General features: G+C 70.4%; 18 protein-coding genes. 8 read left to right on the forward strand and 10 right to left on the reverse strand.

Annotated elements, in window-relative coordinates:
- Nucleotides 1–9 precede the first annotated feature (9 nt).
- Nucleotides 10–2,898, forward strand: a complete 2,889-nt coding sequence (locus AWU67_RS12045) for an MMPL family transporter (protein ID WP_234407240.1) — start codon at nt 10–12, stop codon at nt 2,896–2,898.
- Nucleotide 2,899: 1 nt separating this feature from the next.
- Entirely contained in the window at nt 2,900–4,912 is a 2,013-nt protein-coding gene (locus tag AWU67_RS12050; RefSeq protein ID WP_067229346.1) for a hypothetical protein, read from the forward strand.
- Here AWU67_RS12050 and AWU67_RS12055 read toward each other — a convergent pair.
- The 3 genes from AWU67_RS12055 to AWU67_RS12065 form a co-directional block, all read right to left on the reverse strand.
- Nucleotides 4,909–5,349, reverse strand: coding sequence for a VOC family protein (locus AWU67_RS12055; RefSeq protein WP_067229349.1), 441 nt, complete (start codon nt 5,347–5,349; stop codon nt 4,909–4,911). The genes AWU67_RS12050 and AWU67_RS12055 overlap by 4 nt on opposite strands.
- Nucleotides 5,350–5,428: 79 nt before the next feature.
- Entirely contained in the window at nt 5,429–5,716 is a 288-nt protein-coding gene (locus AWU67_RS12060; RefSeq protein WP_067229352.1) for a hypothetical protein, read from the reverse strand.
- A 139-nt stretch (nt 5,717–5,855) separates the two neighbouring features.
- A complete protein-coding gene (locus tag AWU67_RS12065) occupies nt 5,856–6,344 on the reverse strand; it encodes a nitroreductase/quinone reductase family protein (protein WP_067229354.1) in 489 nt (162 codons plus the stop codon).
- A 175-nt stretch (nt 6,345–6,519) separates the two neighbouring features.
- On the opposite strand from AWU67_RS12065, the gene AWU67_RS12070 reads away from it, so the two are divergent.
- Both AWU67_RS12070 and AWU67_RS12075 read left to right on the forward strand, forming a co-directional pair.
- Complete coding sequence (locus tag AWU67_RS12070; protein WP_160329748.1) at nt 6,520–7,146, forward strand: class I SAM-dependent methyltransferase; 627 nt, start codon at nt 6,520–6,522, stop codon at nt 7,144–7,146.
- Nucleotides 7,143–7,712, forward strand: a complete 570-nt coding sequence (locus AWU67_RS12075; RefSeq protein ID WP_067229358.1) for a GNAT family N-acetyltransferase — start codon at nt 7,143–7,145, stop codon at nt 7,710–7,712. The genes AWU67_RS12070 and AWU67_RS12075 overlap by 4 nt, the downstream gene beginning before the upstream one ends.
- A gap of 96 nt (nt 7,713–7,808) precedes the next feature.
- Here AWU67_RS12075 and AWU67_RS12080 read toward each other — a convergent pair whose 3' ends face one another.
- Nucleotides 7,809–8,822 carry an SDR family NAD(P)-dependent oxidoreductase gene (locus tag AWU67_RS12080; RefSeq protein WP_067229361.1) on the reverse strand — a complete coding sequence of 338 codons (1,014 nt, stop codon included), beginning with the start codon at nt 8,820–8,822 and terminating at the stop codon, nt 7,809–7,811.
- Between the two features lie 140 nt (nt 8,823–8,962).
- Between AWU67_RS12080 and AWU67_RS12085 the strand changes: the two genes are divergently transcribed.
- Both AWU67_RS12085 and ectB read left to right on the forward strand, forming a co-directional pair.
- The gene (locus AWU67_RS12085) at nt 8,963–9,520 is read left to right on the forward strand and encodes a TetR/AcrR family transcriptional regulator (protein ID WP_067229363.1); all 558 of its coding nucleotides are present in this window, start codon (nt 8,963–8,965) and stop codon (nt 9,518–9,520) included.
- Nucleotides 9,521–9,841: 321 nt separating this feature from the next.
- Entirely contained in the window at nt 9,842–11,107 is a 1,266-nt protein-coding gene (ectB, locus tag AWU67_RS12090; protein ID WP_067229366.1) for a diaminobutyrate--2-oxoglutarate transaminase, read from the forward strand.
- A gap of 68 nt (nt 11,108–11,175) precedes the next feature.
- On the opposite strand, the gene AWU67_RS12095 is transcribed toward ectB, so the two are convergent.
- The 4 genes from AWU67_RS12095 to AWU67_RS12110 form a co-directional block, all read right to left on the reverse strand.
- Nucleotides 11,176–12,300, reverse strand: a complete 1,125-nt coding sequence (locus AWU67_RS12095) for a hypothetical protein (protein WP_067229368.1) — start codon at nt 12,298–12,300, stop codon at nt 11,176–11,178.
- Nucleotides 12,301–12,363: 63 nt separating this feature from the next.
- Nucleotides 12,364–12,678, reverse strand: coding sequence for a DMT family transporter (locus AWU67_RS12100; protein ID WP_067229372.1), 315 nt, complete (start codon nt 12,676–12,678; stop codon nt 12,364–12,366).
- Complete coding sequence (locus AWU67_RS12105) at nt 12,678–13,043, reverse strand: DMT family transporter (protein ID WP_199922289.1); 366 nt, start codon at nt 13,041–13,043, stop codon at nt 12,678–12,680. The genes AWU67_RS12100 and AWU67_RS12105 overlap by 1 nt, the downstream gene beginning before the upstream one ends.
- 125 nt (nt 13,044–13,168) lie before the next feature.
- Nucleotides 13,169–13,489 carry an alkylmercury lyase gene (locus AWU67_RS12110; protein ID WP_067232699.1) on the reverse strand — a complete coding sequence of 107 codons (321 nt, stop codon included), beginning with the start codon at nt 13,487–13,489 and terminating at the stop codon, nt 13,169–13,171.
- 202 nt (nt 13,490–13,691) lie between these two features.
- Here AWU67_RS12110 and AWU67_RS12115 point away from each other — a divergent pair, with 202 nt between their 5' ends.
- Nucleotides 13,692–13,871, forward strand: coding sequence for a CsbD family protein (locus AWU67_RS12115; protein WP_067229377.1), 180 nt, complete (start codon nt 13,692–13,694; stop codon nt 13,869–13,871).
- Nucleotides 13,872–13,873: 2 nt separating this feature from the next.
- The gene (locus AWU67_RS17540; RefSeq protein ID WP_199922290.1) at nt 13,874–14,041 is read left to right on the forward strand and encodes a hypothetical protein; all 168 of its coding nucleotides are present in this window, start codon (nt 13,874–13,876) and stop codon (nt 14,039–14,041) included.
- A gap of 58 nt (nt 14,042–14,099) precedes the next feature.
- Here AWU67_RS17540 and AWU67_RS17385 read toward each other — a convergent pair whose 3' ends face one another.
- Together AWU67_RS17385 and AWU67_RS12120 are read right to left on the reverse strand one after the other, a co-directional pair.
- Nucleotides 14,100–14,273, reverse strand: coding sequence for a hypothetical protein (locus AWU67_RS17385; protein ID WP_160329749.1), 174 nt, complete (start codon nt 14,271–14,273; stop codon nt 14,100–14,102).
- A gap of 14 nt (nt 14,274–14,287) precedes the next feature.
- Nucleotides 14,288–14,815: a Dps family protein gene (locus AWU67_RS12120; protein ID WP_067229380.1), complete on the reverse strand. Its 528-nt coding sequence runs from the start codon at nt 14,813–14,815 to the stop codon at nt 14,288–14,290.
- Between the last annotated feature and the right edge of the window lie 4 nt (nt 14,816–14,819).

Here is a 14,819-nt window from a genome sequence, read left to right on the forward strand (position 1 = left end):
GCGTTCCGCATGCACCGACGGGTACTCGTGCTCTGGATCGTCGCGTTGGCCTTGCTGTTCGCCGGCGCCGGGCTGCTCGGCCAGGGCACCGACAACACCTACAGCATTCCCGGCACCGAGTCGCAAGACGCCCTCGACGCGCTCGCCCGCACGTTTCCGCAGGTGAGCGGGACCTCCGCCCAGCTCATCGCTGTCGCCCCGGACGGCGGCGACGTCACAGATCCGGACTTCCAGGCCGCGGTCACGGATGCCGCGACGGCCATCGCGGCGATCCCGCAGGTGTCGTCGGCGACCGTGCCCTACGGGTCGACGTCGAGCGCGAACATCAGCGCCGACCACTCGGCCGTCATCGTGCCGATCCAGCTGAGCGTGGCGACGACCGCCGTGCTGCCGACGACGTCTGCCGCGCTCCAGCAAGCGGGCGCCACACTTCAAACGGCCCTGCCGCCGGGTTCCGAGGTCGCCGTCGGCGGCCAACTCTTCGCGCAGAGCTCGACCGGAATCAGCATCACCGAGCTGGTCGGCATCGCCGTGGCCTTCGTCGTGCTGTTCCTCACCTTCGGCTCGCTCGTGGCGGCCGGGCTGCCGCTGATCACGGCACTTCTCGGTGTGGGCGCGTCCCTCGCCATCGTGTTCGCGGCCACCAGCGTGCTGACGATCACGTCGACGACGCCGCTGCTGGCACTCATGCTGGGCTTGGCCGTCGGCATCGACTACGCGCTGTTCATCATCTCCCGGCACCAGGACCAGCTCCGGCACGGCATCGGGCCGGAGGAGTCCGCTGCCCGCGCCGTCGCCACCTCGGGCTCCGCCGTGGTGTTCGCGGCGATCACGGTGATCATCGCCCTTCTCGGGCTCGGTGTGGCCGGCATCCCGTTCCTCAGCATCATGGGCGTCGCCGCGGCGCTGGCCGTCGCGATCGCCGTGCTGATATCGGTGACGCTGACCCCGGCACTGCTCGGCTTCGTCGGCTGGCGGGTCGTCGCCAAGCGGTTCCGGCCGCCGAGCCCCGGCGCCGCGACCAACGAGGCAGAGGGCGCCGGCGAGGGCGCGGACGAGGGTGCTGACGATGCCGAGATTCTCGAGCCGTCGGCCGCACCGGGCGAGGAGTCGGAGGCAGACGACTCCACTGAGGCGGAGGGATCGAGTGAAGAGGGCGAGCCGGGGCAGGCGCCGCCGCCGGCTACCGAGGCCGGCAAGCCAGGACGGTTCTTCCCGGCCTGGGTGCGCACCGTCACCCACTGGCCGCTCGTCACCGTCATCGCCGTCGTGCTACTCCTCGGCCTCGCCGCCATCCCCGCCCTCAGCCTGCGCCTGGCATTGCCGGATGCCGGCTCGCTGGACGAGGGCACCCCGGGGCGGGTCACCTACGACCTGATCGCCGAGCACTTCGGGCCCGGATTCAACGGCCCGCTGATCGTCACGGGCTCCGTCATCCAGAGCACGGACCCCGTCGGGCTGATGGACAATCTGGGCGCCGAGATCGCGGCCGTGCCCGGGGTGGCCTCCGTTCCACTGTCGACCCCCAACCAGGCGGGCGACACGGGCATCGTGCAGGTGATCCCCGACGGCTCCCCCGACTCGGAGCAGACGGAGCAGCTGGTGGCCACCCTGCGCGGGATGCACGACCACTTCCAGAAGGAGTACGGCGTATCGCTCTCGGTCACCGGGTACACCGCGGCGGGCATCGACATCTCGGCGCGCCTCGCCGACGCCCTGCTGCCGTTCGGCCTGCTCGTCATCGGCCTCTCTCTGGTGCTGCTGGCGATGGTGTTCCGCTCGATCGTCGTGCCCGTCACGGCCGCGCTCGGCTATGCGCTCTCCATCGGCGCCGCGTTCGGGCTCACCGCCCTTGTCTTCATCGACGGCTTCCTCGCCGCACCGTTGAACGTGGCCGGGCTGGGGTCGGTTATCAGCTTCATGCCGATCATCCTGATGGGCGTCTTGTTCGGCCTGGCCATGGACTACGAGGTGTTCCTGGTCAGCCGGATGCGCGAGGACTACGTGCACGGCCACGACCCGGATAAGGCCGTGCACGACGGCTTCGTGGTCTCGGCCCGCGTCGTCACGGCCGCCGCGATCATCATGTTCGCGGTGTTCGCCGCCTTCGTGCCAGAGGGCGAGGCAAACATCCAGCCGATCGCCTTCGGGCTCGCGGTCGGCGTGGCGATCGACGCCTTCGTGGTGCGGATGACGCTCATCCCGGCCGTGCTCGTGCTGTTCGGGCACGGGGCGTGGTGGTTCCCGGCATGGCTGGACCGTGCCCTGCCCCGCTTCGACGTCGAGGGCGAGGGGCTCGCCGCCGAGTTCGCCCTCGCCGAGTGGCCGGAGCCCGGCTCCCGGCTGGCCGTCGCGGCGGAGGGGGTGCGCACCGCTGAGACGCCGGGCGCGGATGCCGCGGCGCCCGACGCCGGGTTCGACGCGCTGCTCGCCGAGGGGCAGGCGCTGATCGTTGAGGACGGGTCGCCGGCGGAGCGGAGCGCCCTGCTGCTGGCGCTCGGTGGGCGGGCCCCGGTGCTCGCCGGGCGGTTGAAGGTCTGCGGGTTCGTCCAGCCCACCCGGGCGGCCGCCGCACGCGCCCGCACGGCTTACGTGCGACTGGAGGGTTCCGCCACCGCCGTTGGCGACATCCGCGACGCCCTCCACGGCCGGCCGGCGATCCTGATGATCGACGTGGCCGACACCGTGCTCGCCCCAGAGACGCTGGAGCGCATCCGCCGGCTGCTCACGGAGTTCCTGCGGGCGGCCGCGCGGCGGGACCTCACCCCGCCGAGCTTCGTGCTGGCCCAGGGCGCGGGCACGCCGGGCGCGCTGCTCCTGCCGGAGGGGGTCGCGCTGGTCAGCGTCTCGCTGGGCGTCCCGCACTCGCCGACCCCGGAATCCGAGTTGGTGCATTGACATGACCGCCCCTTCTACTGCCACTGCCGCCCCCACACCGGGCTTCTCGGCCACCTCCGGATCGGAGCACCTCGGCCGGTTCGCCCTGCTCGGCCTGCTGCTCGTGCCGCTGCTCATCGGCGGGCTGCTGACCTGGGCGTTGAGCGCGCCGACGACGCACCTGGACAGGGTGACGGCGGCCATCGTCAACAACGACCAACCGGTCACCGTGAACGGTAAGACGGTGCCGCTCGGCCGACAGTTCTCGGCCGGTCTCATCGCCGGCGGCCAAGCCACCACCAGCTCGGCGGCGGGCGCGGATCCGAGCACTGTTGCGGGCACGGATTCGAGCACGGATTCGGGCACGACGCAGAACTTCACCTGGGTGCTCACCAACGGAGACGAGGCGGCGGCCGGCCTGCAATCCGGCCGCTACGCGGCCGTCGTCACCGTTCCAGCCACGTTCTCCGCCTCGGCCGTGTCACTCGGGGGGCCCGCCGCGGATATCGCGCAGGCCACCCTCCAGGTGCAGACCACGCCGGCGACGGCGTCCCTCGACCCCTCAATCACGCGCGTCATCACCCGCACCGCGGCGGCATCGCTCAACCAGCAGCTCATCGCCCAGTACCTCGACAACGTGTACGCGGGGTTCAACACCATCAACCAGCAGATCGGGCAGGCCTCCACCGGCGCCGACAGCCTCGCCGCCGGGGCAGACACGCTCTCGAGCGGCGCCCAGTCGCTGGCGAGCGGCGCCGCACAGCTGAGCTCCGGGGCGGCCTCTCTCGACGCGGGTGCGGCTGCGCTCGCGAACGGCCTGGGCGAGCTGGACTCGGCTGCGCAGCCACTGCCGGGGCAGACGGAGCAGTTGGCGGCCGGCGCCGGGGCGGTGGCCTCGGCCACCGACGGCCTGAACACGGCGCTGACGGATGCGACGAACCAGTTCGCGGCCGTCGTGGCCGAGCTCTGTCAGACGCGGGGCCGGGCCTGTGACCGGGCGACGGCCGCGCTCTCCCGCCTGCAGGGCGCCGCGCAGGCCGCGGGGCAGCTGGCCGGCGGTGCAGATCAGGTGGCATCCGGCAACGCCCAGCTGGCCGCCGGCATGGGCGCGCTCGTGGACGGCATCGACTCATCGGCGAGCGGCGCCGCCCAGCTGGCCGCGGGCGCTGAGCAGCTGAGCGGCGGGGCCGCGTCACTCGCCGACGGGGCGAGCAGCCTGGCGGCGGGAGCGGCGCAGACGGATTCCGGGGCGGCGCAGCTCGCGAGCGGCCTGCAGCAGGCGGTCGCCCAGATCCCGACATACTCCGACAGCGACATCCAAACGCTCTCCACCGTGGTGTCTGACCCGGTGCTGATCGTGCAGGATGCCGTGCCCACCGGGTTCCAGTCAGTGCCGTTGTTCGCGGTGGTCGCGCTCTGGCTCGGCGGGCTCGTGTTGGCGCTCGCCCGCCGGGCGGTGCCGACCCGCCGGCTGTTCAGCGCCGTTCCCACGCTGCGCATCACGCTGCGCTCGACCGGACGGTCGGCGGCGTTCGGCGCCGCCCAAGGGCTCGTGGTCGGGGCGGTCGTGCTGACGGCGGTGGCCGTCGGGCCGTTGCAGTGGATCAGTTTCGCCGCCGCCTGCGTGTTCATCGGCGCCGTCTTCGCGGTGGTCAACCAGGGCCTCGCCGCTGCGTTCGGTGCGGTCGGCCGGCTGCTGGCGATTGTGGTCGCGGTGACGGCGCTGGCGGCCGGGCTGAGTTCCACCGTGCCCCCGGTGCTGGAGAACCTCGCCGCCGCGCTGCCGACGGCTCCGGCGCTCGGGCTGCTGCTGGCCAGCCTCACCGGCGACGCCGGAACGGCGTGGGCCGGCCTCGCCCTGCTGGCGCTCTGGGCGCTGCTGGGGGTCGGCCTGGTCTACGCCGGGGTTGCCGTGCGGCGGCGCGCGGCCGGTCGCCGTGGCGCGCCGGCCGACCCGGTCAAGGCCGCCGAACCCGTCCAGGCGGCAGAACCTGCCGAACCTGCTGAGGTGCCGGCCGGGGAGGACAGCGCCTAGCTGGGCGACATCGGCATCATGACGTTCGTGCCGTCGGAGAGCTCCGGTGAGATCATGCCGAACACGTTGTTGTCTGGATCGAGCAAGTAGCCCAGCCGGCCGATCCCCTGCATGTCATCCAGCGGCAACGCCTCGGTCGCGCCCAGCTCGAGCCCTCTGGCGAACAGCGCGTCGATGCCCTCGACGCCGATCACAATATTGCAGCCGTTCACCTCGGCGCCGACCGGGGGCTTCGGCCCCATTCGCTTGACCAGACCGCCGTTGATGCCCAGTCCGGGGGTTGTGCCCTGGGCCACCGCTCCCTCGCCGGTGTCGATCGACCAGTAGTCGATCTCGCCGAATTTGGCGAACTTCCAGCCGAACAGCTTCGAGTAGAAATCGATGAGCCGCTCCGGCTCTGACGCGTGGATCTCAAAATGCACGACGAGGTTCGCCATGGTTCCTCCTAGCTCGGTGGCGTCATGCTACGCCGAGCCCGGTGCCCCCGCCAGCGCTCGCAGTCGGCCGGCATCCGCCCTAGTAGTGCGTGATCTCGCGCGGGTGCTTGCCGTCGAATTCGTTGATCAGCAGGCGCGAAATGCCGAGCCAGTCGGAGCCGAAGTGCGTGTAGTCCTCGTGCCCGACCAGGTAGCCGTTGAAGACGGGGTCATCGTCGGAACCGTGCTTGGTGAGCATCGCGACCGAGCCGTAGACCGTGCCGGCCTCGTCGGTGATCTGCCAATGCTGCGGGTCGACCTTCTCGAGGGTGAATTCCCTGCCCTTGTGCTCGAGTTTCTCGCGCTTGCCCGGTTTGCTGTTCGACATGGCCCGCCCCTTTGCTGACTCGGTGTGCTGACTCGGTGTGGTTCGTCACCCCAGAATCCTCCCGCTGCCCGCCTCGCGCAATCCCCCACCTGACTCATCCTCAGTGTTCACCGTCCGTGTTCATCGTCAGTGTTCATAGTCAGTGTTCGGGGGCGGGTGCACCGTTCGACTCTGCCCGTGGGGTGAGCCGGATGACAGGAATCACGCGATCGGTGGTCCTCTCGTACTTGGAGTAGCCGTGGGCCTGGGCGGTGATCTCCTTCCACGCTGCCTCCCGCTCCGCGCCGTGGAGCTGCTCGGCGGTCATGTCGATCCGTTGCCCGGCGTATTCGATGCGGGCCCGGTCGGGGTGCGCGGCCAGGTTGAAATACCAGGACGGGTTTCGTGCGGCGCCCGAGGCCGACGCCACGATGATCGTGCTGCCGTCCCGACCGGGAAAGCGCCGCACCGGAGTGGACCGCTCGGCCCCGGTCTTACTGCCGACGGTCACCAGCACCACGACCTTCGCGTGCTCTGGATCGCCCTTCCGGCGGATGCGCTTGACCTGACTCGTGTTGCCCCAGTGCTCGATGCGGCTGTGCCCGGGCTGGCGCGCTCCCCTGGTGCCGTTTGGAGTATCGAATGACATCACCCCGTTCCTCTCAGGCTCGTCTACTCCCCAGACTCCTCCCGCCCCACCCTGAACACAATCCCTCGCGCACTCCCTCTCACGCAGTTCCCGGCGGCAGGTCCCCGCGGTTGCCGCGGGCGCAGGGCGGTGCCACGCTGGAAGTGGTGGAAGGAGACCGGGCATGGACGCGGGCATGAGCGCACCCATCACGGATGACGACCTCGACGACCTCGAGCGCGACTTCGTGTCGCGGCTGCGCGGCCGGGTGCTCGAGATCGGGGCGGGCTCGGGTGAGAACTTCGGCGCACTGCACCCGGAGGTCGCCTGGACGGGACTCGAACCCGACACCGCGCGCCGGGCGGAGCTCGCCACCCGCGCCCGCGAGTGGGGGCACGCGGCGCAGCCGCTGGATGCGCGCTGCGAGGCGATCCCGCTGCCCGACGGCTCGCTCGACGCCGTTTTCGGCAGCTACGTTCTCTGCTCGGTGGACGACCCGGCGGCGGCGCTCGCCGAGGTGCAGCGCGTGCTGGCCCCCGGCGGTCGGGTCGTGTTCATCGACCACGTGGCCGCCCCGCCCGGCACCCTGAAGCGTGCAGTGCAGCGCATCGCCACCCCGATCTCCGCCCGCTTCTGCCACGGCTGCCACTGGGACCGCGACACCGCGCAACTGCTCGCCGCCGCCGGGTTCGTCGCCGATGACAGCCGCCGCGTGCGCGTGCGCTCTGCGCCGTTCGGCCCGGTTCCCGTCGTGCTCTTCGACGGGCACGCCCCTCTCGGCCCGCCCGAGTCGGCCGCACCGACCGCGGAACCGCTGCCGTGATCGAGGTGCGGCCGGCATCCGTCTTCGACGACGTCGCGGCCGTGCTCGGGCCGAAACGGGCCGACGCGACCGTCTGCTGGTGCTTGAGCTACCGCATCCCGTCGAAGGAGAATCTGTCGCTGCGGGGGCCGGAACGCGGGGAGCGCGTGCGCGAGCTGTGCCGCGAGGACCTGCCGCCCGGCGTGCTCGCCTACGACGGCGACGAGGTGGTCGGCTGGGCCGCCGTGCACCCGCGGGCCGACACCGGCTTCGCCCGCAACCGCAAGATTCCACACATCGACGATCTGGCCGTGTGGTCGGTGTGGTGCATCCGGGTGCGGCCGGGGCACCGCGGCGCAGGCCTCTCGCACGCGCTGCTCGCGGGCGCCGTCGACTTCGCGCGGGCCAACGGGGCGCCGGCCGTCGAGGGCTACCCGGTCGACAACCGAGGAGAGAAGGTCGACCTGACCATGGCCTACGTCGGCACGCGGGCGCTGTTCGAGCGGGCCGGCTTCGTGAGGGCCGCCGACACCGACTCGGTTCTCAACGGCTTCCCGCGCGTGCTGATGCGGCTCGACCTGCGCTGACCCCGTCCGTTGGCTCGAGGCAGCGCCAGCGACCGAAGCCAACGAAGAGGGGCGGATGCCACGGCATCCGCCCCTCTTTCTGTCTTGCGCTGGGTGTTACTGCACCGACCAGCCGCCGTCTGAGGGCAACGTGACGCCGTTGATGTTCACGCCGTCGTCGCTGAGCAGGAAGGTGATCGACGCGGCCAGCTGCTCGGCCGTCGCGATCGTGGGGATCGCCGACTGGAACGGCTGCAGGCGTGCCTGGCCGGCCTCGGAGACGTGCGGGGGGAACGGAATGCCGGTGGCGACGCCGCCCGGGGCGACGGCGTTCACGCGGATGCCGGCCGGGCCGTACATGAAGGCGGCGCTGCGGGTCAGGCCGACGACGCCGTGCTTGGACGCCGTGTACGCGTTGCCGGAGGCGTTGCCGCGCAGGCCAGCCTCGCTGGCGACGTTGACGACCGAGCCGGAGCCGGCCGCGAGCATCGCGGGCAGCACGGCGCGGGTGAGCTTGAACGCACCGGTGAGGTTGACGCCGATGACGCGGTCCCACATCTGGTCGCTGGTCTCGTGCAGCGGGGAGAAGTCGTCGTTGATGCCGGCCACGTTGGCGAGGCCGTCGATCCGCTCGCCGGCGGCGGCCACGATCTCGTCGATGGACTCCTGCTTGGTGATGTCACCGGCGACGGTGACGATCTCGGCGCCGGGCACCGAGGCGGCGAACTCGGCGAGCTTCTCGGCCGAGATGTCGACGGCGACGACGCGGCCGCCCTCGCGCGCGATGCGGGAGGCGGTGGCGCGGCCGATGCCGGAGGCGGCGCCGGTGACGATCACGGTCTTGCCGGAGAAGCGGCCGCCGGTGATCTTCTCCTGCCAGCCGCTCACCTCGCTCTCAGGGATCACGCCGCCGTTGACGGCCTTGACCAGGTCGTCGACGACGGACTGCGGCATCTGGCCCTGGCTCAGGGTGACGAGCTGCTGCAGCGGCAGGCCGAGCACGGGGGCGAGCGATTCCTCGGTCGCGCCGGATGCCGCGAGCAACCCCTTCACGGCAGGGCCGCCCTCGGGGTGCGCGAGCCATTCGCCGATCGTGCTGTTACCGGTGAGGGGCTTGGAGTCCGTTGCCATGTGCGCGTCCTTTCGTCTCGCTCCGATCGGAGTGATCGCAGCGCAGCTTCACACTCCGACACTATCCGACTTGTGTCGGAAAACCGACAAGTGTCGGTGAATTGACGGTAACGACGTCCAAAGCCTGCAACACTGGGGCGATGGACATCCGAGTCGAACGCACCCGCAGGAGCCTGCAGCAGGCCCTGCTCGCGCTCGCCCAGGAACGCACGCTCGACGACATCACGATCGGCGCCATCGTGGAACGCGCCGGCGTGAACCGCAGCAGCTTCTATCAGCACTACTCCGACAAGGACACGCTGCTGGCCGATGCACTCGATGCGGCAGAGACGGATGCCGGGGCCCGCGTGCCCGAACTGGACGGCCCACTGCCCCTCGAGGCGCCGGACGACCTGGTGGCCTACCTGCGGCATTTCGAGACGAACGCCGCGCTCTACAAGCGTGTCCTCGGCGAGCGGGGCTCCTCGGTGGCGGCATCCCGCATCCGCGCCCGACTCGAAACCGCCGCACGCGAGGGCGTCGTCGCCTCCGGCAGCCACGCATTCGACGGGCTGCCGCTGGACGTCGTCGGCGCGGGCATCGCCGGCTCGGCCATCGCCGTGATCGAGACGTGGCTGGCGCGCGAGCCGCTGCCGCCGGTGGAGACCGCAGCCGGCTGGGTCTGGCGCGTGCTGATCGGCCCCGGCCTGCGCGACTAATCACGGCGCGTCGCCCCCGCTGGTCCAGTGGGCGCGCCAGCGCCGCATCGAGACCTGGTTTCCCGCCCGAGACCGAGCCCCGCGCGAAGTCTCGATACGCTTGTTCCCCGCTCGTCGACCAACGGGGGCGGAGCCACGAGAGCCACGGGCAGGGCGCGGCCACATCGGAACCTCAGGCTGCACTGGGTAGGCTTGGCGGGCAGCCCCGCACGAGTTTTCGTGCTGGGCCACCACTATCGGATGACGCGGCACAGGGCACCCACAATGTGCGCATGCCGGCATCCGCCCCACGCAGTACACGAACCACAGGAAGTGAAGAGTATGGGCGACCTCGAGATTTTCGACCGCATCGAGTCGGAGGTGCGCGGCTACATCCGTTCCTTCCCGGTGGTGTTCGACTCGGCCAGGGGCTCAACCCTCACCACGGCCGACGGCCAGAACTACCTCGACTTCTTCGCCGGCGCCGGCGTGCTGAACTACGGGCACAACAACCCGCTGTTCACCCAGGCGCTCATCGAGTACCTGCAGCGCGACGGCATCATCCACGGCCTGGACATGGCCACCAGCGCCAAGCGCGCCTTCCTCGAGGCGTTCGAGGCTCGCATCCTGAAGCCCCGCGGCCTCGACTACAAGGTGCAGTTCACGGGCCCGACCGGCGCCAACGCCGTCGAGGCCGCCCTCAAGGTGGCCCGCCAGGCGACCGGCCGCAGCAACGTCGTCGCCTTCACCAACGGTTTCCACGGCCTGAGCCTCGGCGCCCTCGCCGCCACCAGCAACAAGAAGTACCGTGACGCCGCCGGTACCTCGCTCGACAACGTGACCAGACTGCCGTACGACGGCTACCTGGGCGCGGGCGTCGACACCCTCGACCTGTTCGAGAAGATGCTCGACGACACCGGCAGCGGCCTCGACCTGCCCGCCGCCGTGATCGTGGAGACCGTGCAGGGCGAGGGCGGCATCAATGTCGCCAGCTCCGCCTGGCTGCAGCGCCTGCGTGCCATCACCGCGGCGCGCGGCATCCTGCTCATCGTCGACGACATCCAGGCCGGCGTCGGCCGCACCGGTGGCTTCTTCAGCTTCGAGGAATCCGGCATCGTGCCCGACCTCGTCACCGTCTCGAAGTCGATCTCGGCCTCCGGCCTGCCGATGTCGCTGGTGCTGATGCGCCGCGAGGTCGACGTGTGGAAGCCGGGCGCCCACACGGGCACGTTCCGTGGCAACAACCTCGCGTTCATCACGGCGCGCGCCGCCCTCGACGTCTACTGGGCCGACACGACGTTCATGGACGAGCTCGCCCGCAAGTCCGAGCTGCTCCGCTCCGAGCTGGCACAGATCGCCGCCGAGTACCCCGAGATCGAGTTCACGGTGCGCGGCCGCGGCCTGATGTACGGCATCGCCTCGACCAAGCACCCAGAGCTGGCCGGCCAGGTGTCGGCCCACGCCTTCACCCTCGGCCTCGTGATCGAGACCTCCGGCGCCCGCGACGAGGTGCTCAAGTTCCTGCCCGCCCTCACCATCACCAATGAGGAGCTGCTGGCCGGACTGGCCATCGTGCGCGCGAGCCTCGCCGCGGTGCTCGCCGCCTAGGCAGCGCCCACCGACGAGAGAACCCCCGCAGCCTCGGCTGCGGGGGTTCTCTCGTTCCCGCGCCGCCGCTAGCGGGTCTGCGCGATGATCGCCTCTGCGACGGTCTGCGCCCCGTCGGAGTACACCTCGTACAGCGTGCCGCCCACCGTGAAGTACACCGGGGCGCGCGGCCCGTCGTCGCGCACGGCCACGATCGCTGCCTCCGGTGGCACGGCGCCGGCCAGGCTGAGCGGCGCGAACGCCACCGCTGTGTCTGGCCCATCGCTCATCGCGCCGAGCGCGGGGGCGAACTCCCGCACCACGGTGATCGTCGTCATGCCGAAGCCCTCCGTGCGCAGTTCGCAGCCGAAGACGCCAGCGACGGCGCGCGCGGCACCCTCGAGCGAGCTCGGTGCACTCGCCCGCGCGTCGTCCACCGTGTAACCGGTGACGGCGCCCGGGTCGATCTGCAACGCGGCCACGATTCCCGCCTCGTCCAGCCCGCCGGTGCAGGCCGCGTCGCCGCTGCGCGTCGGCAGCGTCGGCCAGGCCAGGCGCTCCGGCGCGGCCCCCGTGAGTACCCCGAAGGACTCCTCCGCAACCGCGGCGAGCGCCGCGGCGACCGCGCCATCGGGCATCCCCAGGAAGCGCGAGCCCTCGGCCGTCAGTCCCGAGGCGCGCACGGCCAGAGACACCCACGCATCGCCGACCGGGGCAGAGAGCTTCCAACCCGTCTCCCCCTCGGCCACGGATGCTGTCACCCCGCCGACCTCGATGGTGTCAGTCGACGGCATATCACCGGCCCAGACAGGCGCCCACTGCGCGGCCGCGCCAGGCAGCACCGACAACTGCAGGTACGCCCAGTCGCCGTCGCCTGAGCCGAGGCGCTGCTGCCCCTCCCCGACCCGCCAGGAGCAGGCCAGCCCGCCGACCCCGCCGAGCAGGGCCGAGTCGAACGCCGCGGACGGTTGCACGGCGGGCACCGGCGTCGGCCGGGCGCCGTCCGCACCGGTCAGCACGGTGGCGACGGCATCCGCCCCCACGAGGTCGTCACAGCCGAGCAGCCCGGTCGCCGCGGGCGGGGTCGGGTCGACCGAGGGCGAGCTCGGCGGGGGGCTCGCCGCGGCGCCCGGCTCACCGGCCGGCGGCGCGCACGCGGTGAGGGCGAGCAGGAGTGCTACGGACAGGGTGACGCCAATCGCGGTGCGGGTCATGCATGAACTGTAGGGTGCCCTCCCCGGCCGGGATAGCCCTCAGAAGCGGTGGCAGGGGCAGGCTCAGTGGCCGAACTCGATCAAGAGCACGCCGCCGGCGATCAGCGCGATGCCCAACGCCATCACCCAGCTGAGCGGGTCTGCAAAGAGCACACGGCCGAGCACGGCGGTCAGCGCCACCCCGCAAGCCGTCCAGATACCGTAGGCGACACCGATCGGCATCCCCTCCCCGAGCGCCAGCGCCAGCATGCTGAACGCCGTGGCGTAGCCGACGACGACGGGCACGAACCAGCGTTTCCTGCCCTCTGAGGCCAGCTTGAGCGAGAGCGTCGCGGCCACCTCGGTGACGATCGCGATCACCAGAAAGGCCCAGGCCATCAGGCGTTCGCCGCCTCGTGCGCGCGGGCACTGGCCTGGCGGGCGTGGGCGCGCTGCGACCCGACCTCGACGCAGAGCACGCCGGCGACGATGAGGGCGACCCCGCCGATCATCGACGGCGTCAGCGTCTGGCCGAAGAGGACCGCGGCGAGCGCGGCCGTCAACACCACGCCGCACGCACCCCAGATGCCGTAGACGACGCCGATCGCGGCACCGCGCTTCAGCAGCACGTACAGCAGCGTGAACGCCGTGACGTAGCCGATGACGACGACGACGTACCAGGCGGGCTGTTCCCGGGCGGCCTGCAGCGACAGGGACGCCGCGACCTCACAGACGATGGCGCCGGCGAGCAGTAGCCACTTCATGATCGGGCGGCACCCGGCGCGACTGTGCGCCGAAGCCCTCTGCGGTATCCAAGCATGCAGTCAAAGATAGTGACGCAGCCGCCCGCGGCAGCGCTGCGACACCGGTTTTTCGGCGGCGGGCCGACTCAGCGCTGGCGTGTGGCGGCGAGCAGCGCCGCGCGCAGCTGGTCGACCGTCGGGGCGCCGGCAAGGCCGGCATCCGTCGGGTACACCCGGCAGGCCAGATCGGTGGTGCGATCTGCGCCGGGGAACAGGTCTGCGCCGTCGAGCAGAAACGTTGGCGAACCGGCGAAGAACGCCGCCCCGGCGTCATCCGGCGTGCTGAGCAGGCGCGTGCCCACCTCGGCGACTCCGTCGAGGCCGGCGGATGCCACGGCTTCCCGCAGACGCGATTCGGCTGGCCCGGTGTTCGGACAGCCGTCGATGTGCAGCAGTTCGATTCTCACCATTTCATTGTTGCAGCAGCGCTCGCCGGTCGGCGCGATCACCGAGGACAGCCAACCTTTCGCCCTAGCGGGTCGCGGTGGGGCTGTCAACCCCCTTCTTCGCGGCACGCCCTCGTGCCACTCTGGATTATGAGCAAGCCGCCTCTGAGAGGTCGGAGTGCGTGCCCAGGAAATTGAACTTGAGCGAAGGAAAGAGTGTGCCATGAGTGAGAACAACAAGATCAAGAACGCCACCGAAGAGACGGTTGGCAAGGTCAAAGAGGGCGTCGGAAAAGCGACGAACAACGACTCCCTCAAGAACGAGGGGCGCCTCGACCAGGCCAAGGCGAACCTGAAGCAGGCCGGCGAGAAGATGAAAGACGCTCTGACGGAGGATAAGTAACTATGAACATTCTGCTCATTGTCGTAATCATCGTCGCCGTGATCTTGGCGATCACCGGTGGCCTCGTGCAGTCACTGAACTTCCTGCTGTGGGTCGCTCTGGTGCTGGCGGCGATCGCCGTCATCGCCTGGCTGATCCGAGCGATCTCCGGACGCAACTCCCGCGTCTAGACGAGACCAGCACATACCGCCCCACCGTTCGGTGGGGCGGTATTTTGCTGTGTGCTGACTATGGTCGGTCGTCGTCGATCGGGTCCAGTCGAATGGACTTCTTCGTGTCCTCGTCTGGCTTGGGGTCATCCGGTTGCTCGACGCTGGGTATGGTCATGGGGTCTTCCGGCGCAGCGGGAATCCCCTCCGCTGGATCATTGACGCTGGTGTCAGGTGCCTGAGGGTCGCTCATTGATTCGTCTCCTTCTACTTCTTCGCCGCCGACGCGGCCTTCTTCGCCGATGTGGCCGAGCCCGGCTTCGCGGGCCGCTGTTGCTTGATCGACCCGGGGGTCCGGTTCTCGGCACTGATCATCCAGGCGAACTGCTCGAGCTTCTCGATGATGGCGTGGAGGATGTCGGCCGTCGTCGGGTCTTCCTCATCAATCTGGTCATGCACGCCACGCATCGTCTGGGAGGTTGCGTCCAGTCGCGCCGCGACCAGATCGATCGCGTCATGCGTCGACACCTCGCCGATGGGGAACTCCTCCAGACTCGTCGACGCGGCGACTGTGCGTGACCGGCCGTCCGGTTCGGCATTGAGGGCACGCATGCGCTCGGCCACTTCGTCAGAGAAGGCGCGTGCGGCGAGCACTACCTCGTCGAGCTGACGGTGCAGATCACGGAAGTTCGTTCCGACGATGTTCCAGTGGGCCTGCTTGCCTTGCAGGTGAAGCTCGATCAGGTCGACGAGCACGGACTGGAGGTTCTTGGTCAGAGTTGCAGAGGCTTTCACGGTG

This window comes from Microterricola viridarii (assembly GCF_001542775.1).
Taxonomy (GTDB): domain Bacteria; phylum Actinomycetota; class Actinomycetes; order Actinomycetales; family Microbacteriaceae; genus Microterricola; species Microterricola viridarii_A.